At 75.4% G+C, this 23,674-nt stretch carries 21 protein-coding genes; 12 read left to right on the top strand and 9 right to left on the bottom strand.

The genetic code is table 11. The features are described 5' to 3' along the window. Window positions 1-9: 9 nt before the first annotated feature. The 7 genes from ACF07S_RS21600 to ACF07S_RS21570 all read left to right on the top strand — a co-directional run bounded on the left by ACF07S_RS21600 (window position 10) and on the right by ACF07S_RS21570 (window position 9,944). Window positions 10-1,575, top strand: a complete 1,566-nt coding sequence (locus tag ACF07S_RS21600) for an ABC transporter substrate-binding protein (protein ID WP_391963395.1) — start codon at window positions 10-12, stop codon at window positions 1,573-1,575. After that, window positions 1,572-2,555, top strand: a complete 984-nt coding sequence (locus tag ACF07S_RS21595) for an ABC transporter permease (protein ID WP_391974842.1) — start codon at window positions 1,572-1,574, stop codon at window positions 2,553-2,555. The genes ACF07S_RS21600 and ACF07S_RS21595 overlap by 4 nt, the downstream gene beginning before the upstream one ends. Window positions 2,556-2,623: 68 nt before the next feature. Beyond that, window positions 2,624-3,409, top strand: coding sequence for an ABC transporter permease (locus tag ACF07S_RS21590; RefSeq protein ID WP_391974841.1), 786 nt, complete (start codon window positions 2,624-2,626; stop codon window positions 3,407-3,409). Then, window positions 3,406-5,055: an ABC transporter ATP-binding protein gene (locus ACF07S_RS21585; RefSeq protein ID WP_391974840.1), complete on the top strand. Its 1,650-nt coding sequence runs from the start codon at window positions 3,406-3,408 to the stop codon at window positions 5,053-5,055. The genes ACF07S_RS21590 and ACF07S_RS21585 overlap by 4 nt, the downstream gene beginning before the upstream one ends. Further along, the gene (locus ACF07S_RS21580) at window positions 5,033-6,427 is read left to right on the top strand and encodes a class I SAM-dependent methyltransferase (protein WP_391974839.1); all 1,395 of its coding nucleotides are present in this window, start codon (window positions 5,033-5,035) and stop codon (window positions 6,425-6,427) included. Before ACF07S_RS21585 ends, ACF07S_RS21580 begins: the two co-directional genes overlap by 23 nt. Further along, window positions 6,424-7,836, top strand: coding sequence for a methyltransferase (locus ACF07S_RS21575; RefSeq protein WP_391974838.1), 1,413 nt, complete (start codon window positions 6,424-6,426; stop codon window positions 7,834-7,836). Before ACF07S_RS21580 ends, ACF07S_RS21575 begins: the two co-directional genes overlap by 4 nt. After that, a complete protein-coding gene (locus tag ACF07S_RS21570; protein WP_391974837.1) occupies window positions 7,833-9,944 on the top strand; it encodes a condensation domain-containing protein in 2,112 nt (703 codons plus the stop codon). The genes ACF07S_RS21575 and ACF07S_RS21570 overlap by 4 nt, the downstream gene beginning before the upstream one ends. Window positions 9,945-9,990: 46 nt before the next feature. On the opposite strand, the gene ACF07S_RS21565 is transcribed toward ACF07S_RS21570, so the two are convergent. Continuing rightward, window positions 9,991-10,914 (bottom strand): NAD(P)/FAD-dependent oxidoreductase, encoded by a 924-nt coding sequence (locus ACF07S_RS21565; RefSeq protein WP_391963388.1) that lies wholly within the window; start codon window positions 10,912-10,914, stop codon window positions 9,991-9,993. 113 nt (window positions 10,915-11,027) lie between these two features. On the opposite strand from ACF07S_RS21565, the gene ACF07S_RS21560 reads away from it, so the two are divergent. After that, entirely contained in the window at window positions 11,028-12,116 is a 1,089-nt protein-coding gene (locus tag ACF07S_RS21560) for a saccharopine dehydrogenase NADP-binding domain-containing protein (RefSeq protein ID WP_391974836.1), read from the top strand. A gap of 50 nt (window positions 12,117-12,166) precedes the next feature. Here the strand turns inward: ACF07S_RS21560 and ACF07S_RS21555 are convergent, their stop codons facing one another. From ACF07S_RS21555 to aztA, 3 genes are all read right to left on the bottom strand, one after another. After that, complete coding sequence (locus tag ACF07S_RS21555) at window positions 12,167-12,595, bottom strand: Fur family transcriptional regulator (protein ID WP_391963386.1); 429 nt, start codon at window positions 12,593-12,595, stop codon at window positions 12,167-12,169. Window positions 12,596-12,611: 16 nt separating this feature from the next. Then, window positions 12,612-12,782: a 50S ribosomal protein L32 gene (rpmF, locus tag ACF07S_RS21550; protein WP_391963385.1), complete on the bottom strand. Its 171-nt coding sequence runs from the start codon at window positions 12,780-12,782 to the stop codon at window positions 12,612-12,614. A gap of 224 nt (window positions 12,783-13,006) precedes the next feature. Further along, on the bottom strand, window positions 13,007-13,750 hold the full coding sequence (aztA, locus tag ACF07S_RS21545) for a zinc ABC transporter ATP-binding protein AztA (protein WP_391974835.1): 744 nt from the start codon (window positions 13,748-13,750) through the stop codon (window positions 13,007-13,009). Window positions 13,751-13,765: 15 nt separating this feature from the next. Between aztA and aztB the strand changes: the two genes are divergently transcribed. From aztB to aztD, 4 genes are all read left to right on the top strand, one after another. After that, complete coding sequence (aztB, locus tag ACF07S_RS21540; protein ID WP_391974834.1) at window positions 13,766-14,623, top strand: zinc ABC transporter permease AztB; 858 nt, start codon at window positions 13,766-13,768, stop codon at window positions 14,621-14,623. Between the two features lie 20 nt (window positions 14,624-14,643). Further along, window positions 14,644-15,912: a hypothetical protein gene (locus ACF07S_RS21535; protein ID WP_391963382.1), complete on the top strand. Its 1,269-nt coding sequence runs from the start codon at window positions 14,644-14,646 to the stop codon at window positions 15,910-15,912. Further along, window positions 15,909-16,868, top strand: coding sequence for a zinc ABC transporter substrate-binding protein AztC (gene aztC, locus ACF07S_RS21530; RefSeq protein WP_391963381.1), 960 nt, complete (start codon window positions 15,909-15,911; stop codon window positions 16,866-16,868). Before ACF07S_RS21535 ends, aztC begins: the two co-directional genes overlap by 4 nt. An 89-nt stretch (window positions 16,869-16,957) precedes the next feature. Continuing rightward, on the top strand, window positions 16,958-18,160 hold the full coding sequence (gene aztD / locus ACF07S_RS21525; protein WP_391974833.1) for a zinc metallochaperone AztD: 1,203 nt from the start codon (window positions 16,958-16,960) through the stop codon (window positions 18,158-18,160). Between the two features lie 64 nt (window positions 18,161-18,224). On the opposite strand, the gene ACF07S_RS21520 is transcribed toward aztD, so the two are convergent. The 5 genes from ACF07S_RS21520 to ACF07S_RS21500 all read right to left on the bottom strand — a co-directional run bounded on the left by ACF07S_RS21520 (window position 18,225) and on the right by ACF07S_RS21500 (window position 23,331). Continuing rightward, entirely contained in the window at window positions 18,225-19,154 is a 930-nt protein-coding gene (locus ACF07S_RS21520; RefSeq protein WP_391974832.1) for an ABC transporter permease, read from the bottom strand. Beyond that, on the bottom strand, window positions 19,141-19,938 hold the full coding sequence (locus ACF07S_RS21515; protein WP_391963378.1) for an ABC transporter ATP-binding protein: 798 nt from the start codon (window positions 19,936-19,938) through the stop codon (window positions 19,141-19,143). The genes ACF07S_RS21520 and ACF07S_RS21515 overlap by 14 nt, the downstream gene beginning before the upstream one ends. Window positions 19,939-19,992: 54 nt before the next feature. Further along, window positions 19,993-21,096 carry an aliphatic sulfonate ABC transporter substrate-binding protein gene (locus ACF07S_RS21510; protein ID WP_391974831.1) on the bottom strand — a complete coding sequence of 368 codons (1,104 nt, stop codon included), beginning with the start codon at window positions 21,094-21,096 and terminating at the stop codon, window positions 19,993-19,995. 411 nt (window positions 21,097-21,507) lie between these two features. Continuing rightward, entirely contained in the window at window positions 21,508-21,966 is a 459-nt protein-coding gene (locus tag ACF07S_RS21505) for an RrF2 family transcriptional regulator (RefSeq protein ID WP_391963376.1), read from the bottom strand. 132 nt (window positions 21,967-22,098) lie between these two features. Beyond that, entirely contained in the window at window positions 22,099-23,331 is a 1,233-nt protein-coding gene (locus tag ACF07S_RS21500) for an acyl-CoA dehydrogenase family protein (protein WP_391974830.1), read from the bottom strand. Window positions 23,332-23,674: the final 343 nt, after the last annotated feature.

The following is a 23,674-nucleotide window of genomic DNA, read 5'->3' as shown; positions in this document are numbered from 1 at the left end:
AAAGCAGCCATGCACCAGCACCCGTCTCCCCGTGCCCTCCCGGCCCGCAGATCCGCCCTCACCGCCCTGGCGGCCGTCGGCACCCTGCTGCTGAGCGCCTGTTCCACCACGCCCCGGGCCGACGTCCCGGCCGCAGCCGGGGGAACCCCCGCCGACGGCGGCACCCTGCGCTACGCCGTCGCCGGATCACCCGCCACCGCGAGCGACGACCCGCACGGCGGCCTCGGCAACGAGTCGGACGTCCTGCGGTTCGCCCTGGCGTACGACGTCCTGACCGTCCCCGGCGAGGACGGCAGGACCCGCCCCCGGCTCGCCACGTCGTGGAAGCCCAACGGCGCCATGAACCGCTGGACCCTCACCCTCCGCGACGACGCCCGCTTCACCGACGGCACCCCGGTGCGCGCCGCCGACGTGCTGTACTCGCTGCGCCGGATCGGCTCCAAGGCCGCCGAGAACTACGGCCGGCTCGCCGACTTCGACATGGCGAGGTCCACCGCGCCCGGCGAGCACACCGTCGTCCTCGCCACCCGCGCCCCGATGGCCGACGCGCCCAGGGCCCTGGAGTCCGTCACCTTCGTCGTGCCCGAGGGGACGAAGGACTTCTCCCGCCCGGTCCCCGGCTCGGGCCCGTACCGGGTGGAGCGGACCGGCGCCCAGAGCGCCGTCCTGACCCGCAACGACGACTGGTGGGGCGAGCGCCCGCACCTCGACCGGATCGAGATCCAGGCCGTCGCCGACCCTCAGGCCCGCGCCGGCGCCGTCGCCTCCGGCCAGGCCGACGTCGCCGGCAGCGTCAGCCCCGCCGCCGTCAAGAGCGCCGGCGGCTCCGCGAAGGCCCGGGTGGTGCGGCGCGACGGCGTCACCGAGTACCCGTTCGTCATGCGGCTGGACACCGAGCCGTTCGACGACCCCCGGGTCCGCGAGGCGTTCCGCCTCGCCGCCGACCGCAAGGCCCTGGTCGACACCGTCTTCCTCGGCTACGGCAAGGTCGCCAACGACCTCCCCACCCCCTACGACCCCTCCACCCCGGCCGACCTGCCGCAGCGCACCCGTGACGTGGCCAGGGCCAAGAAGCTGCTGGCGCAGGCCGGTCACGCGGGCGGGCTGTCCGTCACCCTGCACACCACCACGTCCTACCCGGGCATGGACACCGCGGCCACCCTCTACGCCCAGCAGCTCGCCGACATCGGCGTCGACGCGGAGGTGAGGGTCGAGCCCGCCGACACCTACTGGACCGCCGTCTACGCCAAGAAGGCCTTCTACACCGGCTACTACGGCGGCATCTCCTTCACCGACCTCACCCGCGTCGGACTGCTGTCCGACTCCCCGACCAACGAGACCGCCTGGCGCAGCAAGACGTTCGACGACGGCTTCGCCGACGCCATGGCCACCGCGAACGAGAAGCGGAGGCGGGAGCTGCTCGCCGGCATCCAGCGCGAACTGTGGAAGGACGGCGGCTACGTCGTCTGGGGCACCGGCGACGGCCTCGACCTCGCCGCGCCCGGCGTGCGGGGACTGCCCGACGGTCCCGGCTTCCAGCGCATGTTCATCGACCAGGTGTGGATGGCCGAGTGACACCGCGCGCCCTGGGCCGTGCCCTGCGTCCGGCCGGCCGTGCCGCCGCCCTGACCGTCGCGGCCACGGCGGTGGTCTTCACGGCCACCGAACTGCTTCCCGGAGACGCCGGGGAGCTGCGGACGGCGGGCCGTGCCTCCGCCGAGGACATCGCGGCCGAGCGGGACCGGCTGGGGCTGGACCGGCCCGCCGTGGTGCGGTACGGGGACTGGCTGTCCGCCCTGGTCCGCGGGGACCTGGGGCGCTCCCTGGCGAGCGGCCGGCCGGTGGCCGCCCTGTTCGCCGAACGGCTGCCCGCCACCGCCGTGCTGGTCGCGGTGGCGCTGGCCGTCACCGTGCTGCTGACCGGGGCGGCGCTGACCGTCGCGTACCTGCGCGGCGGACGGGGCGGCTCGGCCGCCACCGGACTGGCCGCCGTGCCGCAGCCGGTGTACGCGGCGGTGCTCGGCGCCGTCCTGGCCGGGCTGCTGGGCTGGCTGCCTCCGGTGTCCCTGCTCCCGCCGGGCGGCTCGCCCCTGGCCGATCCCCGGCTCCTGGCGCTGCCCGCCCTCACCCTCGCCCTGCCGTCGGCCGCGTTCGCCACCGTCCTGCTGCGCGGCGCGCTCGGCGACGCCCTGCGCCGGCCTCATGTGGCCGACGCCCGGCTGCGCGGACTGCCCGCGCCGCTCGTGCTGCACCGGCACGTCCTGCCCTTCCTGTACGCCCCGGCCCTCCAGGTGACGGCCCTGCTGGCCGGCGGCCTGGTCGCCGGGACCGCCCTCGCGGAGACCCTGTTCGGCTATCCGGGCACCGGCCAGCTGCTGGTGTCCGCCGTCGCGGTGCGGGACGTCCCCGTCGTCCAGGCCGCGGCCCTCCTGCCGGCCGTCGTGCTGCTGCTCGGGATGCTCGCGGCCGACCTGGCGGCCCGCCGCACCACGGTGCCCGCCCCGGCACGGCACGCCGCACGGGCCGTGCCGGACCCGGCGGGGAGGACCGTATGAGGGTCCGGAACGCACCCCGCCCGCCGCGAACCGCCCGCGCCCCGCGCAGCCGCGGCGCGTCCCTCCCCGTGTCCGTGCCCGTGTCCGTGGTGCTGGCCGCGGTGCTGCTGGTCTGCGTGCCGCTGGGACGATACGCCGCCCCGCACCCGCCGGAGCGCACCGTCGCCCCGCCCTGGGCGCCACCGAGCGGACAACACCTCCTGGGCACCGACGTGCTGGGGCGCGACGTGCTGTCCCGGGTCCTGGCCGGGGGCACCCAGCTCCTCGCCGTCTCCCTGCTCGCCGCTGCCGCCGCCGTCGTCTGCGGCACCGCCCTCGGTCTCGCCGCGGGCTGGGCGGGCGGCCGTACCGGCCGCGCCGTGCGCGCCCTGTGCGATGTGCTGCTCGCGGTCCCCGCCCTCGTCCTGGCCCTGGTACTGGCGACCGCGCTGCCCGGGGCCACGGCGGTCGTGGTGGCCGCGGTGCTCGCCGGGGCGCCGCTGACCGCGCGGGTCGTCGCCACCCAGTGCGCCCATCTGCGGGACAGCGGACATGTGCACGCCGCCGTCGAACGCGGCGAGCGCGCACCGGCCGTCCTCCTGCACGAGGTGCTGCCCGCCCTGCGCCGCCTGGTCGCCGCCGACGCCGGGCTGCGGCTGGTGACGGCGCTGCAGATCGCGGCGGCCCTCGCCGTCCTCGGCCTGGGACCCCGGCCGCCCGCACCCGACTGGGCGCTGATGCTCAGCGAGAACCTGCCCGGCGCCGCCCTCAACCCGTGGGCGCTGCTGGCACCGGCGGTACCGCTGGCGGGCTGCGCCTGGGTGTTCGCGGCGGCGGCCCGCACCGCCGCCGGCGCGCCGGGGGAGACGGCATGACGGCACAGAACCCCGCCCCGCCGCCCCTGCTCGCCGCCGAGGGGCTGACCGTCCGCCGCACCGCCGACGGCGTCACCGTGCTGCCCCCGGCCGCCCTGAGCGTCGGCGACGGGCAGGTGCTGGCGGTCACCGGTCCGTCCGGTGCCGGCAAGTCCACCCTGCTGCACGCCCTGCTCGACGCCCTCCCCGGCGGACTGCACCGCTCGGCGGGCACGGTGCTCCGGCGCGGCACGGTGGTGCCGCCCGGCCGTGCGGCCCGGCGCTGGCGGCGCGCCCGCACCGGCTGGCTGGGGCAGGACCCCGCCACCGCGCTCCACCCGCTGTGGCGCGTCGACCGGCTGATCGGGGAGGAGTACGGCGGCGACGCCGCCGCACGCGCGCTCCGGGTCGCCGAGCTGATGGACCGCCTCGGCCTGCCGCCGCGGCTCGCCGGCCGGCGGGCCGCGGAGCTGTCGGGCGGCCAGGCCCAGCGCGTGGCCCTGGCCCGTGCCCTGTGCGCCGACCCGGAACTCCTCGTGCTGGACGAACCCACCTCGGCCCTGGACCGGGCCACCGCCGGGTTGGTCGCCGACGCGGTACGGGCCCGGCGGGGCGTTCCGGGCCGGGGCGTCGTCCTGGTCACCCACGACACCTCACTCGCCGCCGGACTGGCCGACGTGACATTGCGGCTCGGGACCGCCCCGGGCGCGTCCCCGCGCGCGGTTTCCGGTCCGTCCCCCCGGCCCGCCCCGGCACCGGGAGCGGCCCGTCCCGGGCCGGACGCGGCCCGTCCCGCATCGGGAGCAGCTCGTCCCGTACCTGATGAACCGTCCCGTCCCGTACCGGCTGCGGCCCGTCCCGTCCCGGAACCGCCCCGTCCCGCCGGCGCGACGGCGTCCCCGGCCGTCTGCGTGCTCTCGGCGCGGGGCCTGACGCTGCTCACCCCCGACGGCGAGCCGCTGCTCGACCCCTGCGACCTGGACCTGCCCGCGCACGGCTGGCTGGCCGTCATGGGACCGTCCGGCAGCGGCAAGACGACCCTGCTGCACGCCCTCGCGGGCCGCCGTCCGCCCGCCGCAGGGCAGTTGCTGCTGAACGGGAGTCCGCTGCCCGCCGCGGCCCGCGCCCGCGGCCCGCGCGAGCTGCGGGCCGTCCAGCTCGCCGGCCAGGACACTGTCACGGAACTCAACCCGGCGCACACCGCGGCCCGTTCGGTGGCCCGCCCGCTGAAGGTGTTCCACGGCACCGGCACGTCCGTCGGCCGGGAACGGGCCCGCGCGCTCCTCGCCGCCGTCGGACTGCCCGCCGGGCTGTCCGGCCGCCGCCCGGCCGCGCTCTCCGGCGGCCAGCGCCGCCGGGTCGTCCTCGCCCGCGCCCTCGCCGCCGGCCCCGGCGTGCTCCTCCTGGACGAGCCCACCGCCGGCCTCGATCCGGCCTCGGCAGGCGTCGTCCTGGACCTGCTCGACGGTCTGCGCGCGAGCGGCACGGCGGTCCTGACCGTCACCCACGATCCCGCCACGGCCGCCCGCGCCGACCGCGTCCTGCACCTGACCGACCGCCGCCTCACCCCGGAACCGCACCCGGAGCCGTCCCCGGCATCCGGCCGGCCCCGCGACGAACGACACGAACGAACGGAGCACCCCGGTGTCCGACCGCACCACGGCTGACCACCCCGGCCGCATCGCCGGCCTGCTGGCCGCCCACCCCTGGGTGGCCGGCGCCACCCCCGCACCCGACGGCGGCGTCCTCGTCGTCCCGCACCCCGACGCCGTGGCCGCCGTGCCCGAACCGGGCCCCCTGCTGCGCGAACACCTCGAACAGTGGGCCGAGGTCTACGAGTTCGTGTACGAAACGGGGGAGGGCCGGCACGCCGACGACCTGGACCTGTCCGGCTGGCGGGCGTCCGACACCGGAGCGCCGCTGCCCGAGGCCCACATGCGCGACTGGGTGGACCGCACCGTGGACCTCGTCCTCGCCCAGCGGCCCGCGCGGCTGCTGGAACTCGGCTGCGGCACCGGCCTGCTCGCCCACCGCCTGCACCCGCGCCTCGCCGGCTACGCCGGCACCGACGTCGCCCAGGTCGCGGTCGACCGTCTCACCGCCGCCCGGCTGCCCCGCACCGCCTTCGTGCGGGCCGCCGCCCACGAGACGGCCGCGCCCCACGTCCGCGACGCCATGGACACCGCGTTCGGCCCCGGGGCACGGCCCGACTGTGTGCTGTTCAACTCCGTCACCCAGTGCTTCCCCGACCTGGCCTACCTGACGGCCGTCGTGCACGGGGCGCTGTCCGTCGTCGAGGACGGCGGCACCGTGATCATCGGGGACATCCGCCACTCCGGCCTGCTCCTGGACCACTTCACCCGCGTGGAACGGGCCCGCGACCCCGAGGCGGACGACACCGCCGTCGCCGCCCGCGCCGCTGCCGCCGCCGCGGCCGACGAGGAACTGTCCTTCGCCCCCGCCGCCGTCGCCGCCGCCCTCGCCGAGCAGCCCCGGCCGGTCCGCATGAGCGTCCACGCCCGCACCATGGCCGAGGACACCGAACTCACCCGCTACCGCTACGACATCGTCCTGCGCGTCGGCCCGCACCCGGCCGGACCGGCCGCGCCCGCGGTGCGCCGCGCACCCTGGGACGCACGCCGGGCGGTCGGCACCGGGGAGGAACTGCGCGCCGCCCTCGACGCGGCGCTCGAGGGCACACCCGTCGTCGTCCACGGCATCCCCAACGCCCTGCTGTGCGACGCGCCCGGCGCGGTCACCCCGTACGCCCTGCGCCGGGCCCTGCACGGGACGGACGCCGCCGTCCTGCTCGACTCCGCGGATCCCCGCATGCTGGCCGTCGCGGCCCCCGCGCACTGCGCGCCCGCCGCGGCCGAGCACGCCCCGGCCCCCGCCGGCCCGGCCGCCCACGAACCGTTCCCGCTCTTCGTCCGGCGCCGTCTGCCCGAGCTGCTCCGCGACCACCTGCGGCGAGTGGCGCCGGACACCGAGCCCCCGGTGATCACCGTGACCGATGGCACCGAGGGCGGCCCCGCGTGACCGGACCGCTCACCGGCCCCGGACTCGACGGGCTGCCCGGCGTCACGGACTGGCAGCTGCTGCCCGGCGATCCCCGGGACACCCTGCTCGTGGCGGGAGGGCCGCCGGCGGCGCGCGGGGACGCGGCGCCCGGCCCGGACGCCGTCCGGGCCGAGGCCGACGGGGACGCCGCCGTGCTCGGCACCGACCTGGCGGCCCTCCCCGCGGCGATGCGCCGGCTCGACGAGACGGCAATGCTCACCATGGCGCGGGTCCTGGACCGCACCCGTCTGTTCCGCGACGGCGGCCGGGCCACCACGGAGGAGGTCCTCGCCGCCCTGGCCGCCGCACCCCGGCACGCCTGGATCGTACGGCGCTGGCTGCGCACCCTCGCCGCCGAGAACCGGCTCACCACCGACCCGGCGACCGGCCGCCACCACGCCCTGCGGGTGCCCGACCGCCGCGACCACGCCCGCGCGCTGCGCGAACTGGACGGCGCCTGCCGCGACCTGGGCTACCCGCCGGCCATGACCCGGTTCTTCCGGGCCGCGGCCGAACGACTCCCCCTGCTGCTGAGGGACGGTGCCTCCCTGCAGGAGGTGCTCTTCCCCGACGGCGGGACGGACACCGCGCGCGGCAACTACCGCGACAGCGCCCCCAGCCGGTGGGCCAACCACGCCGCCGCCTCCCTGGTCGCGGGCGAGGCCCGGCGCCGGGCGGCGGGCCGGCCGCTGCGGGTGCTGGAGGCGGGCGCGGGAGTGGGCGGCACCACCGGCACCGTCCTCGAAGCCCTCGGTGACACCCCCGTCGACTACCTGTTCACCGACGTCTCCCCGTTCTTCCTGCGAACGGCCAGGGACGCCTTCGGCGGCCACCCCGGACTCCGGCCCGCCCTCTTCGACATCCAGGCCGACCCGCTCGCGCAGGGCTTCGAGGCGGGATCCCAGGACGTCGTGCTGGCCGCGAACGTCCTGCACAACGCGCGGCACACGGGCCGGTGCCTGGCGGCCCTGCGGGAACTGCTCGCGCCCGGCGGCCTGCTGGTCGTGATCGAGTCCTGCGAGGAGCACTACCAGGCGCTGACCTCCATGTACCTGCTGATGTCGCCCGCGGCCGACGAGCGGGGCTGGTTCACGGACCTGCGGCAGGGCCAGGACCGGGTCTTCCTCACCGCCGGCGAGTGGACCCGGCAGCTCGACGCGGCGGGCTTCGACCCGCTGCCCGTCCTGCCGCCCGACGGCCACCCGCTGGCCGGCGCCGCGGGGCAGCGCGTCATCGCCGGCCGCGTCCGCCCCCACGACGGCAGACCCGACCCCGCCCGCGTCCGCGCCGCGCTCGCCGGCCGGCTGCCGGCCGGCGCCCCCCTTCCCCGGGTCCACGCCGTGGACCACATCATCCGCACCGACACGCCGACTGGAGCCACCCGTTGACCTCCCCCACCGCACCCTCCCCCACCGCACCCTCCCCCACCGCACCCTCCCCCACCGCACCCGAGCCCACCGCAGCCGAGCCCACCGCAGCCGAGCCCACCGCAGCCGAGCCCACCGCAGCCGCGCACACCGCACCGGCCGATCTGGTCGACGCCGTCCGCGCCGTCTGGGCCGACGCCCTGGAGACCGACCTCGCCCACGTCCCGGCGGACGCCAGCTTCCTCAGCCTGGGCGGCGACTCCGTGCTGGCCGTCCGCATGGCCGCGATGCTCCGCAAGCGGCTGGGCACCCCGCTGGCCCTGGCGGACGTCCGGGTCGAGCAGAACGCCGCACAGCTCGCCGCCCTCGTCCACGAACGCAGCACCGGCTCCGGGACCGGCGCCCTGCGCCCGCTGCCCCTGGACCTGCGCCGGCGCCCGGACCCGGAGGAACCGTTTCCCCTCCTGCCGCTCCAGCAGGGCTACTTCGTCGGCCAGCAGGACGCCTGGGAACTGTCGTACCGCTCCGCCCACCACTACGTGGACATCGGCCTGGAGGACATCGACGCCGACGAGGCCCCCGAGGCCCTGCAGGACGCCCTGGAGCGGCTGGCCGAGCACCAGGCCGTCCTGCGGGCCCGCATCCTGCCCGACGGGCGGCAGCGCATCCTGCCCCTCGACGACCCGGAGGCGGTACCGCGGCTGCGCGTCACCGACCTGCGCGACGCCGACGAGGAGACGGCCGCCGCCCGGCTCGCGGAGATCCGGCACGAGATGAGCACCGAGGGGCCCGACCCGTCCCGGGGCTGCGGCCTGGACATGCGCCTGACGCTGATGCCCGGCGACCGCGCGCGGCTGCACTCCTCCACCAGCCTGCTCATCATCGACGGCTGGTCCTCCGGTGTCTTCTACCGCGACCTCTTCGCCCTGGTCTCCGACTACAACGCCGTCCTCGCCCCCCTGGACATCGACTACGGCGACTACGTCACGACCCTGCGCGACCTGCCCGGCACCGAGGCGTGGCAGCAGGACCGCGACTGGTGGTGGGACCGCCTCGACGGCTTCCCCCTGCCGCCCGCCCTGCCCCTGGTGGCCGACCCGGGCGAGGTCCGCCCCACCCTGATGGGCACCCGGCAGGCCGTGCTGGACCCGCGGCGCTGGGAGGCGCTGCGCCGTCTGTGCACCGAGCACGGCGTGACCCCGTCCGCGGCGATGTTCGCCGCGTTCGCCGCGGCGGTCGCCCGGGCCTGCGGCCACCGCCGCTTCCTGCTCAACACCCTCCAGCTGAACCGGCTCCCGCTCCACCCCGACGTGTCCCGGCTGGTGGGCGCGTTCTCCTCCACCATGCTGCTGCCCGTGGACCTGCCCGAGGCGCCGGTCTTCGCCGACCTGGCCACCCGTGCCCAGGGGGACATCGGCGACGCGCTCGCCCACAACCTGATCACCGGCGTGGAGGTCTCCCGCGAGCTGGGCCGCCGCCGGGGCACCCACCGCCCGGTGGCCCCCGTCGTCTTCCAGTCGACCCTGGGCGTCGACGCGGCGCTGGGCAGCGAGGTGCCCCAGGAGGCCGGCCCGCTGGGCGAGATCGACCTGCTGAGCCACCACCAGCAGTTGAGGACGCCCCAGGTCGCGCTCGAAGTGCGGCTGTTCGAGCTGCGCGGCGAACTGGTCGTGGTCTTCTCGCTGGTGGAGGAGTTGTTCGCGGGCGCGGACGTCGACCGCATGTTCGCCGACCTCATGGCCACCGTGGAGTCGCTGACCGAGCCGGAGGGCTGGTCGGCCGTGGTGGCACTGCCCGGGGCGGTGGACGCCGAGCAGACGGACACCGCCCGCCGGGCGCCCGGCGGGCGTCTGTCCGTGCCCGCGGCCGGGGCCGGCGGAGCGGAGCCCGGCCCGCCCCGGGACGAGGCGGAACGAGCCGTCGCCGCGCACTGGGAGAAGCTGCTCGACTGCCCGGTGGACGAGCGCACCGCCGACTTCTTCGCGCTCGGCGGCGACTCGCTGCTCGCGGTGCGCATGCTCGCCTCCCTCGCCCGCGAGGGACTCGGACGGGTGACCCCGCGCCGCTTCCTGCGGCAGCCGACGGTCGCGGGCCTCGCCGCCGCGCTCGGCGCGTCCGACGCGGGGTGAGAGGGGTGCGGCGGGGACCGGACCGTCCCCGCCGCACCGCTGCCCGTCAGCCGCCCAGGCCGGCGTCCTCGCGGAAGAGTTCCTGGTCCAGCCAGACCGCGGCCCGGGCGCCGTCCGCCGCCCCGGTGACCACGAACGTGAGGGCGTCCGGCAGTGCCTCGAGCCGGGCGGTGTCCCCGGCCGCGTACACACCGGGCACGGACGTGCGCTGGAACTCGTCCACCCGCACACACCCGTCCGGCAGGACGCGGCAGCCCAGCCGTTCGGCGAGCGCGGAGTGCTGACGGGTCGGCGCCCGGTGGTACACGGCCTGCCGCTCCAGCACCCGGCCGTCGGCGAGGACGAGGCGCAGCGCCCCGGCCTCGCCCTCGATCCGGTCGACGGCCGTCTCCTCGACGGCGATCCCGGCGTCCGCGAGCCGGCCCGCGGCCTGCTCGGGCACCGGATGGCCGTCGGTGCACACGATCACGTCGTCGCTGAACCGGTCGGCCACGTACAGCGCCTGCATGACCTGCGGCAGTTCGTGTCCGAGGACGGCCAGGCTCATGCCGCCGGTCTCCCAGCCGTGGCAGAACGGGCAGTGGTACACCCCCCGGCCGAACAGCGCGGCCAGTCCGTCCACCTGCTCGTCGAGCACGTCGACCTGTCCGGTGGCCAGGACCAGTTTGCGGGTCCGTTCCACCGTGCCGTCGGCCAGCGTCAGGGCGAATCCCGACTCCTCGGACACGGCGTCGGTGACGGTGGCCCCGCGCACGGCCACGTTCGGGTAGGCGGCGAGCTGTTCCCGGCCGATGCGGCGCAGTTCGGCGGGCGGGAACCCGTCCCGGCTGAGGAACATGTGCATCGCCGCCGCGGGCGCGTTGCGCGGACTGCCCGAGTCCAGCAGCAGCACCCGCCTGCGCTGACGCCCGGACACCAGCGCCGCGTTGAGGCCCGCGGGCCCGCCGCCCACCACGATCACGTCGTACATCTGCAGTCACTTCTTCCGTAGCGCGTCACTGAATGGCTACGATAATAATTATCATTTTCATATAGCCCTTGACGGCACAACAGCCCTTGACGGCACAACAGCGAGGAACACGGGTGCAACACACTTCAGCCATCGGCGTGCTCGGCGGTTACGGGGCGGTCGGCAGCGCGGTCGTACGGCGGCTCCACCGCGCGGGCACCCACCCGCTGCTGGTGGGCGGACGCGACCGGGACCGGGCGGAGGCCCTGGCCGCCGGCCTCCCCGGGGGCGGACCGGAGGCCGGCGGCATGGCCGTGGACCTGACCGACGCCGGCTCCCTGGACCGGTTCGCGGCGCGCTGCCGACTGGTCGTCAACTGCGCGGGCCCCTCCTACCGCGTCCTGGACGTCGTCGCGCGGGCCGCGCTGCGGCACGGCGCGGACTACGTCGACGCGGCGGGCGACGACCCGGTCCACACCCTCCTGTCGGCCGACGGGGGTGCCGCGCGCTGGGCGGCGGACGGCCGCGTGGCCGTGCTCTCCGCCGGAGCCCTGCCGGGCCTGTCGTCACTGCTGCCCCGCGCGCTCGCCGCGCGCACCCCCGGGGCCACCGCCCTGGACGCCTACGTCGGCGGCGTGGCCCCCCTCACTCCGGCCGCCGCCGGCGACGTACTGCTCGGCCGGGGGCCCGAGCACGGCACCCCGGCGGCCGCCTGGCAGGACGGCCGAACGCGCGAACGGGCGCTGGCCCCGCGGCGGGGGGTACGCCTCGACGCCTTCCCGGCGGCCGTCGACGCCTTCCCCTACCTGTCCACCGAGGCCGTCCGGCTGGCCCGCGCCACGGGGCTCGACCGGGTGCGCTGGTACACGGTCTTCGGCGGCGAGCGCCTGGCCGGGGAACTGGCCATGGCGTGGGCGCTGGACACCACGGACACCGCCGGCCTGGTGGCGGCGGCCGACGAGGACGTACGGCGGCACGGGGAGTGGTACGGGCAGGAGTTCCACCTGTGGAGCGGTACGGCGGACGGACCGCCGGCCGCCAGGCTCGTCCTGCGCACCGCCGACTCCTACGAACTGAGCGGATTCCTCTCCGCCGCCGCCGCTCTGCACACGCTCCGCGGCGAGGTCGCCCCCGGTGTGCACTTCGCGGCGGACGTGCTCGATCCCCCGCGGGTCGCCGAGGACCTCGCGGCCGACGGCGCGGCGGAGCTGAGGATCCGGTGAACGGCCGACGGCGCGCGCCCCGCCCGCTCCACGGGCCGGGGCGCGCGCCGTCAGTGGCCGGCCCGCGCGGGGCGGCAGCGCGCGCACACACCCGTCAGTTCGACGGTGTGGTCCACCGCGTGGAAGCCGATGTCCCGCGCGGTCCGCGCCACCCAGCGTTCGACCTCGTCGGAGTCGACCGCCAGGCTGAGGCCGCACTCGCGGCAGACGACGTAGTGCCGGTGGCCGTCGTCCGGCCTGGGCCGGTAGAGCCGCTCGCCGTCTCCGTCCCGCACCACGTCGACGTTGCCGGCCGCCTCCAGCAGGCGCAGGGTGCGGTAGACGGTGGTCAGGCCCACCGTCACCCCGTCCGCCGTCAGCGCGGCGTGCAGGGCCTGGGCCGAGACGAAGGTGTCGCGGGCGTGCAGGGCCCGCAGGACGGCGGCCCGCTGCCGGGTCGCGCGCCATGGAGGCCCGGCAGCGCGGTGACGGGCGGGCACGGTGAGGGCGTCCGCGTCAGCCCTCGGGGCGCAGCAGGCCGCGCCGGTAGGCGCGCACGAGGTGCTGCGGGACCCGGTGGGTCACGCCGTCCACCGTGACGGGGACCAGGCTGGGCGTGCTCGCCTTCCACTGGGCGCGGCGGTGACGGGTGTTGCTGCGGGACATCTTGCGCTTGGGCACGGCCATGGGGGCGTTGCTTCCTTCCGGGGGAACGGTCACGGAGCGGGTGCGGACCGGGTCGTGCCGCACCGCCGCACGGGAACGCGTCGGCCGTGTCGCGCGGACGCCGGCCTCACCGTCCGTACGGCCAGCATAGGACAACGGTTTTCATTTGCGATAGGCGGGGCGGTCGCGCAGGGCCGGGTGGGGTGGGGCGGTCACGGCGCGGCCGGGTCCGGCCGTCCCGTCCCTCAGGCCGGCTGCCAGATCCGGGCGAGCGCCGAGGGGGTGATGACCTGTCCGGGGTGCCCCTGGCCCAGCAGCCGGCCGTCGCGGAGCAGGAGGCAGGCGTCCGCCGAGCGCGCCGCCTCCAGGTCGTGCGTGGCGTGGACGACGCTCACCCCGTCGGCGGCCAGTTCCGTCAGCAGCGTCGCGATCCGGTCCCGTGCCTCGGGGTCGAGCCCGGTCGTCGGCTCGTCCAGGAGCAGCAGGTCCGACTCCTGGGTGAGGCCCTGGGCGATCAGGGTGCGCTGGCGCTGCCCGCCGGACAGCTCGCCGAGCTGACGGGCCGCGAGGTGGGTGATGTCCAGCCGCTCCATGGCCGTGTCCACGAGGGCGCGGTCCCGGCGGGTCAGCCGGCGCCACGGTCCGCGGTCGCCCCAGCGGCCCATCTCCACCGTCTGCCTGACCGTCAGCGGCAGCGCGTCCCCGACGGCACCGCGCTGGGGGACGAACGCCGGTGGCCGGTCGCCGGCGTGGTGGAGTTCGCCCGCTGTGGGGTGGATCACGCCGGCCAGGACTCCGAGCAGGGTGGACTTCCCGCTTCCGTTCGGGCCGACGAGCGCGGTGACGGCGAACGCCGGTATCTCGGCCTCGAGTTGACGGAGGACGGGGCGTCCGGGATACCCGGCGGACAGTCCGGTGAAGCGGACGCGGGGTGTCCTTTTCTCGGCCGGGTCGGGGGAGGGGTCCGGTGTTATGAACATGGTTTTCATTGTAGTGTGCTCGCCATGGAGTGGTTGACGGGTCCCTTCGAGGTGACCTTCGTGCAACGGGCCCTCTGGGGCGGGATGCTGGTGTCGGCGATCTGCGCCCTGGCCGGTACCTGGGTGGTGCTCAGGGGGATGGCCTTCCTCGGCGACGCCATGTCCCACGGGCTGCTGCCCGGGGTCGCGCTCGCCGCGCTGTTCGGCGGCAACCTGCTGGTGGGGGCGCTGCTGAGCGCGGCCGTCATGACGGCGGGCGTCACCGCCCTCGGCCGCACGCCGAGGCTGTCCCAGGACACCGGCATCGGCCTGCTCTTCGTGGGGATGCTCTCGCTGGGCGTCATCATCGTGTCGCGTTCGCAGTCCTTCGCGGTCGATCTGACCGGATTCCTCTTCGGCGACGTCCTCGCCGTCCGGGAACAGGACCTGATGCTGCTGGGCGGGGCGCTGCTGCTGGCCCTGGCCGTCTCGGTGCTCGGTCACCGGGCCTTCCTGGCCCTGGCGTTCGACCCCCGCAAGGCCCGGACGCTCGGGCTGCGCCCCCGCCTCGCCCACGCCGTGCTGCTCGGCCTGCTGGCCCTGGCCATCGTCGCCTCCTTCCACATCGTGGGGACACTGCTGGTGCTGGGACTGCTCATCGCTCCGCCGGCGGCCGCGCTGCCCTGGGCGCGCAGCGTGCGGGGCGCCATGGCCCTCGCGGCGCTGCTCGGCGCCACCGCCACCTTCTGCGGCCTGCTGCTGTCCTGGCACCTGAGCACCGCCGCCGGCGCGACCGTCTCGGCTCTCGCGGTGGTCCTGTTCTTCCTCTCGCACCTGGCATCCGGTCTGCGCCACCACCGCCGTGCGCGCCGAGGCGGCGTTCCCGCCGCGGCGACCGACTGAAAGAAACCCGAGGCGATCCCTTGTCTGCCCCCACGTCCGCCCGCACGTCCGCCCCCAGGAACGCAACCGCCCGAAGGTCGGCCGCGCTCGTCGCCGCCGCCGTACTCGTCACGAGCTGCTCCGGCCGGGACGACGACGCGTCCGCCCCGGCGGCGGGCCCTTCGGCGCCGTCCGCCCCGCACGGGTACGTCGAAGGCGCCCAGGAGCGGGCCGAGCAGCAGTCCCGGCTGCTGCTCAACGACCCGGCCACCGGAGACACCCGGGTGCTGGACCTGATCACCGGAAAGACGCACGAGGTGTCCCGGACCCCGGGCGCCGCGGAACTCACCACCGACGGCCGGTTCGGCTACCTCCACACCGCGGACGGCACCCGGGTCCTCGACGGCGGCGCCTGGATGGTGGACCACGGCGACCACGTGCACTACTACCGCGCGGCGATACGCGAGGCGGGCACGTTCCCGGCGGGCACCGGAGCGCGGGTCCGCAGCGACGCGGGCGTGACCGCGGTGACCGACGAGGACGGCCGGACCCGGCTCTACCCCCGGACCGGTCTGGAGAAGGGCCGCGTCGGCTCCCCGCGCACCCTGCCCGGGACCCACGCGGCAGCCGTCGTACCGTACGCGGAACACCTCCTCGCCCTCACCGGCGACGGCGAGGGCACCGCCGAACTCGCGGTGTACGACCGCGAGGGCCGGCGCGTCGCCTCGCCGGACGCCCGGTGCGAGGACCCGCGCGGCGACGCCGTCACCCGGCGCGGAGTCGTCCTCGGATGCGCCGACGGCGCCCTGCTCGTCCGGGAGGACGACGGGGAGTTCACCGCCGAGAGGATCCCGTACGGCGGGGACGTACCCGAGAGGGAACGGGCCGGCGACTTCCGCCACCGGGCCGGCAGCGACACCCTCACGGCGCCCGCCGGGGAGCGGGCCGTATGGGTCCTCGATGTCACCGAGCGCACCTGGACCCGGGTGCGGACCGGCCCCGTCGTCGCCGCCAACACCGCCGGCGAGGGCTCCCCGCTGCTCGTCCTGCAGACCGACGGAGCCCTGCACGGCTACGACATCGCCACCGGCCGGCACACGTCCCGGACGAAGCCGCTCCTGACGGACACCACCGCGACCGGCACCGACGCGACCGGCGGACCGGTCGTCGAAGTCGACCGCAGCCGCGCCTACCTCAACGACCCCGGGGGCCACCGCGTGTACGAGATCGACTACAACGACGGCCTGCGCATCGCGCGCACCTTCGACCTGGACATCGAGCCGGCCCTGATGGCGGAGACCGGACGATGACCGCGCCCGCCCGGACCACCCCGCGACCGCGCCGCCTGCCGGCCGTCCTGGTCGCCCTCGCCTGCGCCGGCACGGCCACCGCCTGCGCGAGCGGCGACGACCGGCCCCGCGTGGTGGTGACGACCAACATCCTGGGCGACATCACCCGGGAGGTCGTCGGCGACGAGGCCGACGTCACCGTACTGATGAAGCCCAACGCCGACCCGCACTCCTTCGGCCTGTCCGCCGTCCAGGCCGCCGAACTGGAACAGGCCGACCTCGTGGTCTACAACGGGCTGGGCCTGGAGGAGAACGTCCTGCGGCACGTGGACGCCGCCCGCGAGTCCGGCGTGGCCGCCTTCGAGGCCGGCAAGGCGGTGGACCCCCTCACCTTCCGGGCCCACGACGACGGCGGCCCCGAGGACGAGGCGGGGCGGCCCGACCCGCACTTCTGGACCGACCCCGACCGCGTGCGCAAGGCCGCCGGCCTCATCGCCGACCAGGTGATCGAGAACGTGGACGGCGTGGACGAGCAGGCGGTCCGCGACAACGCCGGCCGCTACGACGGACAACTCGCCGACCTGACCACCTGGATGGAGAAGAACGTCGACCGCATACCCGAGGAACGGCGCGCACTGGTGACCAACCACCACGTCTTCGGCTACCTCGCCGACCGCTTCGGCTTCCGGGTGATCGGCGCGGTCGTCCCGAGCGGTACGACGCTGGCCTCGCCCAGCTCCTCCGACCTGCGCTCGCTCACCGAGGCCATGCGCGAGGCCGGGGTGAGAACGGTGTTCGCCGACTCCTCCCAGCCCAAGCGGCTGGCCGAGGTCCTGCGCACGGAACTGGGCGACCGGACACGGGTCGTCGAGCTGTACTCCGAGTCGCTGACCGAGAAGGGCAAGGGCGCCGGCACCTATCTGCAGATGATGCGCGCCAACACCACCGCCATCACCGACGGCCTGACGGGCGGCTGAACCCGCGCCACCGCGCCCACACCGGCCGAACGGCCCTCCACCACTTCGCACCCGACGCCGCGCACCCGTGCGGCCCGAAAGGAAAACCAGTGAACAAGCCGATACGTACCAGGGCGCTCACGGGCACGGCCCTCACCCTGGCGGTCTCCGTGGTCCTGACCGCCTGCGGAGGCGGGGACGGCTCCTCCGGCGACGCCGAGGCGGCGAAGGAATCGCCGGGTGCCAAGGCCGTCGCGGTGAAGGACCCGCTGGTCGCCACGTTCGACGGCGGTCTGTACGTCCTGGACGGCGAGAGCCTGAAGCTCGCCAGGACCATCGAGCTGCCCGGCTTCAACCGCGTCAACCCGGCCGGTGACGAGGACCACGTCGTCGTCTCCACCGACGCCGGCTTCCGCGTCCTGAACGCCGCCGAGCAGGCCTTCACCGGCATCGAGTACGAGGGCGCCAAGCCCGGGCACGTCGTGCGCCACGCCGGCAGGACGGTCCTCTTCACCGACGGCACCGGCGAGGTCAACGTCTTCGACCCCGCCGACCTGGCCTCCGGCAAGAAGCCCGAGGGCCGCACCTACGCCTCCGCCGAGGCGCACCACGGCGTCGCCATCGAGCTGAGCAACGGCGAACTCCTCAGCACCCTGGGCACCGAGGAGAAGCGCACCGGCGCCCTGGTCCTGGACAAGGACAACAAGGAGATCGAGCGGAACGAGAACTGCCCCGGCGTCCACGGCGAGGCCGCGGCCAAGGGCGAGGCCGTCGCCGTCGGCTGCGAGGACGGCGTGCTGATCTACAAGGACGGCGAGTTCACCAAGGTCGACGCCCCCGACGACTACGGCCGCATCGGCAACCAGGCCGGCAGCGACGCGTCCCCGGTCCTCCTGGGCGACTACAAGACCGACCCCGACGCCGAACTGGAGCGGCCCACCCGCATCTCCCTCATCGACACCAGGACCGGGAAGCTGCGCCTGGTCGACCTGGGCACCAGCTACTCGTTCCGCTCGCTGGGCCGCGGCCCGCACGGCGAGGCGCTCGTCCTCGGCACCAACGGCACCCTGCACGTCATCGACCCGGAGACGGGCAAGACCGAGAAGAAGATCCCCGTCGTCGGCGAGTGGCAGGAGCCCCTGGACTGGCAGCAGCCCCGGCCCACCCTCTTCGTCCGCGACCACACCGCGTACGTCTCCGAGCCGGGCAAGCGCGCGCTGCACGCCGTCGACATCGAGTCCGGCGAGAAGCTCAGGTCCGTGACCCTGCCGAAGAGCACCAACGAACTCTCCGGCGTCACCGCCGGCCACTGACGGCCGGACCGGCCCGCGCGAGGCCCCGGTGCACCCGGCGCGGCCGGGTGCACCGTCCGGCGGCTCAGCGGGTGACCAGCAGGCCCCGGCCGCGCAGGACCCACCGCTCCAGCGGGCTGAAGACCAGCAGGTCGACGGCGATGCCGACGACCAGGATCAGGAAGATGGCCAGGAACACCTGGGACATGCTCGAGTTGTTCCGTCCGTTCTCCAGCAACTGGCCCAGACCGATGCCCAGATCCGGAGAGGAGGCGATGATCTCGGCGGCCATCAGCGACCGCCAGGAGAACGCCCAGCCCTGCTTCAGCCCCGCCAGGTAACCGGGCAGTGCCGCCGGCATCACGATGTGCCAGGCCCCGCGCACTCCCGTGGCGCCCAGCGTCCGGCCGGCCCGCAGGAACAGCGGCGGAATCTGGTCGATGCCCGCGACCAGGCCGTTCGCGATCGACGGGACGGCGCCCAGCAGGATCACGGCGTACATCATCGAGTCGTTCAGGCCCAGCCAGATCACGGCGGGCGGCACCCAGGCCACGGACGGCAGGGACTGCAGACCGGACAGGATCGGGCCGAGGGCCGCCCGCACGAACCCGACCCGCGCGACCAGCAGGCCCAGCGGCGTACCGATGGCGAGCGCCATGAGGAAGCCGAGCAGCCCGCGGGAGACGCTGGTCCAGATGTAGTCGAGCAGCGTGCCCTGCAGCCAGGCGGCGCGTACCTCGTCCCACACCGCGGACGGGGCGGGCAGCTTGTAGTCGGGGGCGACCTGGGCCCACACCAGCACCTGCCAGGCGACCAGCACCAGGGCGACGGCGGTGACCGGTGGCAGCACCTTGCGCACCAGGGTCTCGCGCAGCGGCGTACGGCGGATCTGTACCGAGTCCAGGGCGTCGAGCCCGGCCTCCAGGCCGGCCAGGGCGTGTGCGTCGCGCGGCTCCCCGGCCGCCGTGCCGTCCTTCGCGGGGCCGGAGCCGGCGTCGGTGTCAGTGCTGGCCATGGCGGCGGATCTCCCCACGCAGTTCCTCGGTGATCTCGGCGGACAGGGCGGCGACCGCACCGTCCTCGATGCGGCGCGGCTGCGGAATGCCGACCGTCCACTCCCGGGCGATCCGTCCCGGCCGGGACGACAGCAGCACCACGCGCTGGGCCAGCTTGACCGCCTCGCGCACGTTGTGCGTCACGAACAGCACCGACAGCCCCGTCTCCCGCCAGATGCGCGTCAGTTCGTCGTGCAGCACGTCGCGGGTGATCGCGTCCAGCGCGGCGAACGGCTCGTCCATCAGCAGCAGCCGGCTGTCCTGGGCCAGTGCCCGGGCCAGCGCGACGCGCTGGCGCATGCCGCCCGACAGTTCGTGCACCCGCTTGCCGTGCGCGTCCTTCAGCCGTACGAGTTCCAGCAGCCGTTCCGCCTCCGGCCGGCGCTCCGGCTTGGCGACCCCGCGCAGTCTCAGGGCGAGTTCGATGTTCTTGCCCGCGGTCAGCCACGGGAACAGGGCGTGCTCCTGGAACATCAGGGCGGGCCGGCCGTCGGTGGCGATCGAGCCGGCCGACGGCAGGTCCAGCCCCGCCACCAGGTTGAGCAGCGTGGACTTGCCGCACCCGGATGCTCCCAGGAGGGTGACGAACTCGCCCGGCGCGACATCGAGCGTGATGTCGTCCAGTACGAGCTGCCGTCCGCCGGGCGTGCCCGGCGCGGGGAAGGACTTCGAGACGTGCTCGACGCGGGCGGCGTACGTCACCGCCGTGGCGTCCTCGGTGGCCCCGGTGATCGTCGCGGCCATGGTCGTCACCTCCTGGGAATTCATCGGGTCGGGGGCTCGCTGTTCGTCGTCCGGCTACCGGGCGCCGAGTCCGGCGTCGCCGACCGGCTCCTCGCCCTCGGCCTCCAGGACCTTGTTGAGGGGCGCGAGGTCGTAGATGCCCTTCAGGTCGGGCCGGTCCAGCAGGCCCGCCTTGACCGCGTGGTCCGCCTGGCTGCCGAGGGTGGCGGCCAGCGGGTCGTCGAGGAAGGTGATGGACTTCCAGGCCGGGTCGAGGACGTCGGCGGGCAGCGCCTTGCCCGAGAGCTCCTTCAGCGCCGTGTTGGCGGAGGCCTTCGCCTTCTCCGGGTTGGCGTTGATCCACCGGTTGGTCCGCACCGACCCGCGCAGTACCGCCTCGACGACGTCCGGGTGCTCCTTCAGGAACGTCTGCGACACGATGATGTTCGTGATGACGAACCGGTCGCCGGGCCAGAGATCCGACTCGTCGAGCAGCACCTTCGCGCCCTCGGCGACCAGCTTGGACGCGGTCGGCTCCGGTACCCAGGCGCCGTCGACGGAGCCGGATCTGTAGGCGTCCGGGGTGATCTTGTTGTCGGTCCGGACGACGGAGACGTCGCCCTTGCCGCTCTGGGCGTCGACCTTCCAGCCCTGGTCCGCGATCCAGTTGAGGAACGCGACGTCCTGGGTGTTGCCGAGCTGAGGTGTGGCGATCCTCTTGCCCTTGACGTCCTCGAGGGACTCGATCTTTTCCGGGTTGACGACGAGCTTCACGCCGCCGGAGGCGGAGCCGCCGATGACGCGCAGGTTCCTGCCGCCCGACTTGGTGTAGCCGTTGATGGCGGGGGAGGGGCCGATCCAGCCGATGTCGATGGAGCCGGCGTTCAGCGCCTCGATCTCGGAGGGGCCGGCGTTGAAGGTCGAGGTCTTGACCGCGGTGCCGCCGAGTTCCTTCTGGAACAGGCCCTCCTGCACGCCCACCAGCGCCGTGGCGTGGGTGAGGTTGGGGAAGTAGCCGATCCGCACCTCGGCGGCGGAGAGCTTCTCGGCGCCCGCCGCGGCCGCGGGCCGCTCGTCGTCGGTGGCCCGGGAGCCGTATCCGCAGGCGGTCAGCAGGAGGGGGAGCGCCGTCAGGACGGCGATGGTGCGCAGGGCGGCGAGCGGTCTTGCGGCAGACACGGAGGTGTCCTCTCAGGAAGGGGCGATCGGGAGTACGGGGGCGAGCGGTGCGGCCGCGGGCACGCACCGGTGCTCCGCCCGCCGGTCCCCGGTGGCAGCCGGGCGGGCGGACGGGGGTCCGTGCCGGGGGGCGATGCCGGCGGCTCGCGGACGGTGCGGCGGCGGATTCTCAGACGGGCCGACAGAGCGCGGCGGAGGTACGGCCGTAGTCGATGTGGCGACGCGAGGTCAGCAGGGGCAGCGGCAGCACCGCGCGGTCGAGTGCGCGCATGACCGTACCTCCCGGTTCCCTAGCTTTCCTACCTGGATGCTGGGGATCGTGGCAGAAAGTGGCGCCCGCCCCAAGGGGGAGTTCACATGCTGGACGGCGCCGTCCCGGCGATCGGGATCGGGGGTGTCCACCCCGGTGGGTCAGGGGTTCACCCAGGCGTCCGGTGCCTCGGTCAGCGCGGACACGCCGGCGGGCAGCCGGGCCGACGCGACGTCGTCGAGCGACACTCCGTCCAGGATCTCGCGCACGTTGGACCGCAGCGCGATCCACAGGGGGAGCAGCGACTCGGCGGGGCCGCTGTAGGACAGCTCCGGGGGGCGGACCCCGCGCACCGAGACCAGCGGTCCGTCCACGACGCGGATGACGTCGGCGATGCTGATGGACCCGGCGGGCCGGGCCAGCCGGTAGCCGCCGTTGCCGCCGCGCTGGCTGAGGACGAGGCCGCCCCGGCGCATGTCGTTCAGGATGCTCTCGAGGAACTTGTGCGGGATGTCCTGGGCTTCGGCGATGGCCTCGGCCTTGAGCGGCCCGTCGTCCCGTGACGCGGCGAGCTGCAGTGCGGCACGTACCGCGTAGTCCGCCCTGGCTGAGATCCGCATGGGCCCATTATCCCGTAACGCCGCGCAGGGCACAGCCGCGGGTGGCCGCGGACGGCCGGGCGGGCGGTGCGGTATGCGTGCGCGGTCGAGCGCGGGCCCCTCGGGGCGGCCGGCGCGGGCCCGGCCCCGGCGTCAGGACGGCGACGGGCCGAACGGGGGGTGCACGCCGTTGAGGAAGTAGTCGCCGACATCGCGCAGCCGGTGGGCGACGGGCTCGTACAGGGTGTGGGTCCGGGTGTTGCGCCAGAAGCGGTCCATACCCAGCAGCGAGGAGGCGGAGCCGGAGCCGATGACGTCGAGGGCGCGGGTGGTGGACTCCTGCGCCGCCCGGGAGGCGGCGGCCTCGGCCATGGCGACGAGGACGGAGATCTCCGCGTACTCGTCGTGGGTGAGGTCCTCGCCGCGCCGCAGCCCGCCGTGCACCGCCTCCACCGCCTGGCCGGCCAGCGCGGACGCGGAACGGGTGAGGAGGGTCAGTTCGCCGTAGGAGGCGAGGACCTGGGGGTCGTGGGGTGTGCCGGCCGGCCGGGCGGGATGCCGGAGCGCGTGGCCCGCCCTGCTGTACTCACGGGCCTCGGCGAGCACCCCCTCGGCCATGCCGAGCAGGAGGTGGACGGAGACGAGACGGCCGACCGGGGACGCCAGGGCGGCGAAGGGCGACAGGACGTCCTCGTCCGCGGCCAGGGGGCCGAGCACGTCGTCCGCGGTGACCGTCACCGCGTCGAACTCCACGCTGCCGCCCGCCGCGAGCCGTTGGCCGAAGGTGCCGGTGTCGTCGTCGGTCCGCACGCCGGGACCGGCCGGGTCCACGACGACGGCGAGCGTCTCGCCGCTCCCGGCCCGCACCGCCCGCACGGCGAGGCGGTCGGCGACCAGGACACCGGTGGCGTAGCTCTGCCGGCCGTCGAGCACCTGACCGCCGGCCGTCACGGACAGCGTCGGCAGCGGTTCCCGGCGGGTGAGACCGCCGCCCCAGTACCACTGCTCCGCCGCGGACCGCCGCACGATCCTCGCGGCGAGCGCCGGTTCGCCGAGGAATCCGGCGCTCCACGACACGAGGTAGTGACAGCCGAGCAGTTGGCCGATCGCGCCGTCGGCCGCACCGATCTCGCGCACCACGGCGTAGGCGGTCGGCCAGTCCGCACCGCCGCCCCCGGACCCGGCCGGCGCCAGGAGCGTCAGCAGTTCCGCCTCGCGCAGCCGGGAGACCTCGTCGAACGGAACCGCGCCCGCCCGCTCCCGGGCCACCGCGTCCGTGGCCAGGTCGTCCGCCACGTCGCGGGCCACGCGCAACCAGTGCGCACGCCCGGGCCCCTTCGGGCCGGACGGCGAGACGGGACCGGACGGCGCGGTGGCAACGCCCATGGCGGGGTCTCCTCAAGATCGGTGGCGGGACGCGGTACCCGGTGTGCCGCCGCCCACCGGGCGGAGCGGGCGCGGCCGGGCCGGCGGCGGACCGTGCGGAGCGCTGGGGGCAACAAGGGCGGTGGTCATGGCGTACGTCCCTCGGGAATGTGCCGGGCCGTCGGGCGCGGTACACGCGCGCCCGACCGGCGGCACATGCGGTCGGCGGGTGCGAGAACGGCGGGGCGGACGTGTGGACCGCGTGCCTCACGCGCGACAGCGGGCGGCGCCGGCGACGTGACCGAAGCCGACATGCCGACGGCGGACGAGTCGCTGCTGTGTGCGGGACATGTGCATCATCCTG

Source organism: Streptomyces sp. NPDC016640 (genome assembly GCF_043076215.1).
Classification (GTDB): Bacteria; Actinomycetota; Actinomycetes; order Streptomycetales; family Streptomycetaceae; genus Streptomyces.
Note: the sequence above shows the minus strand (reverse complement) of the source record. Positions and strands in the feature narration are given on the sequence as shown.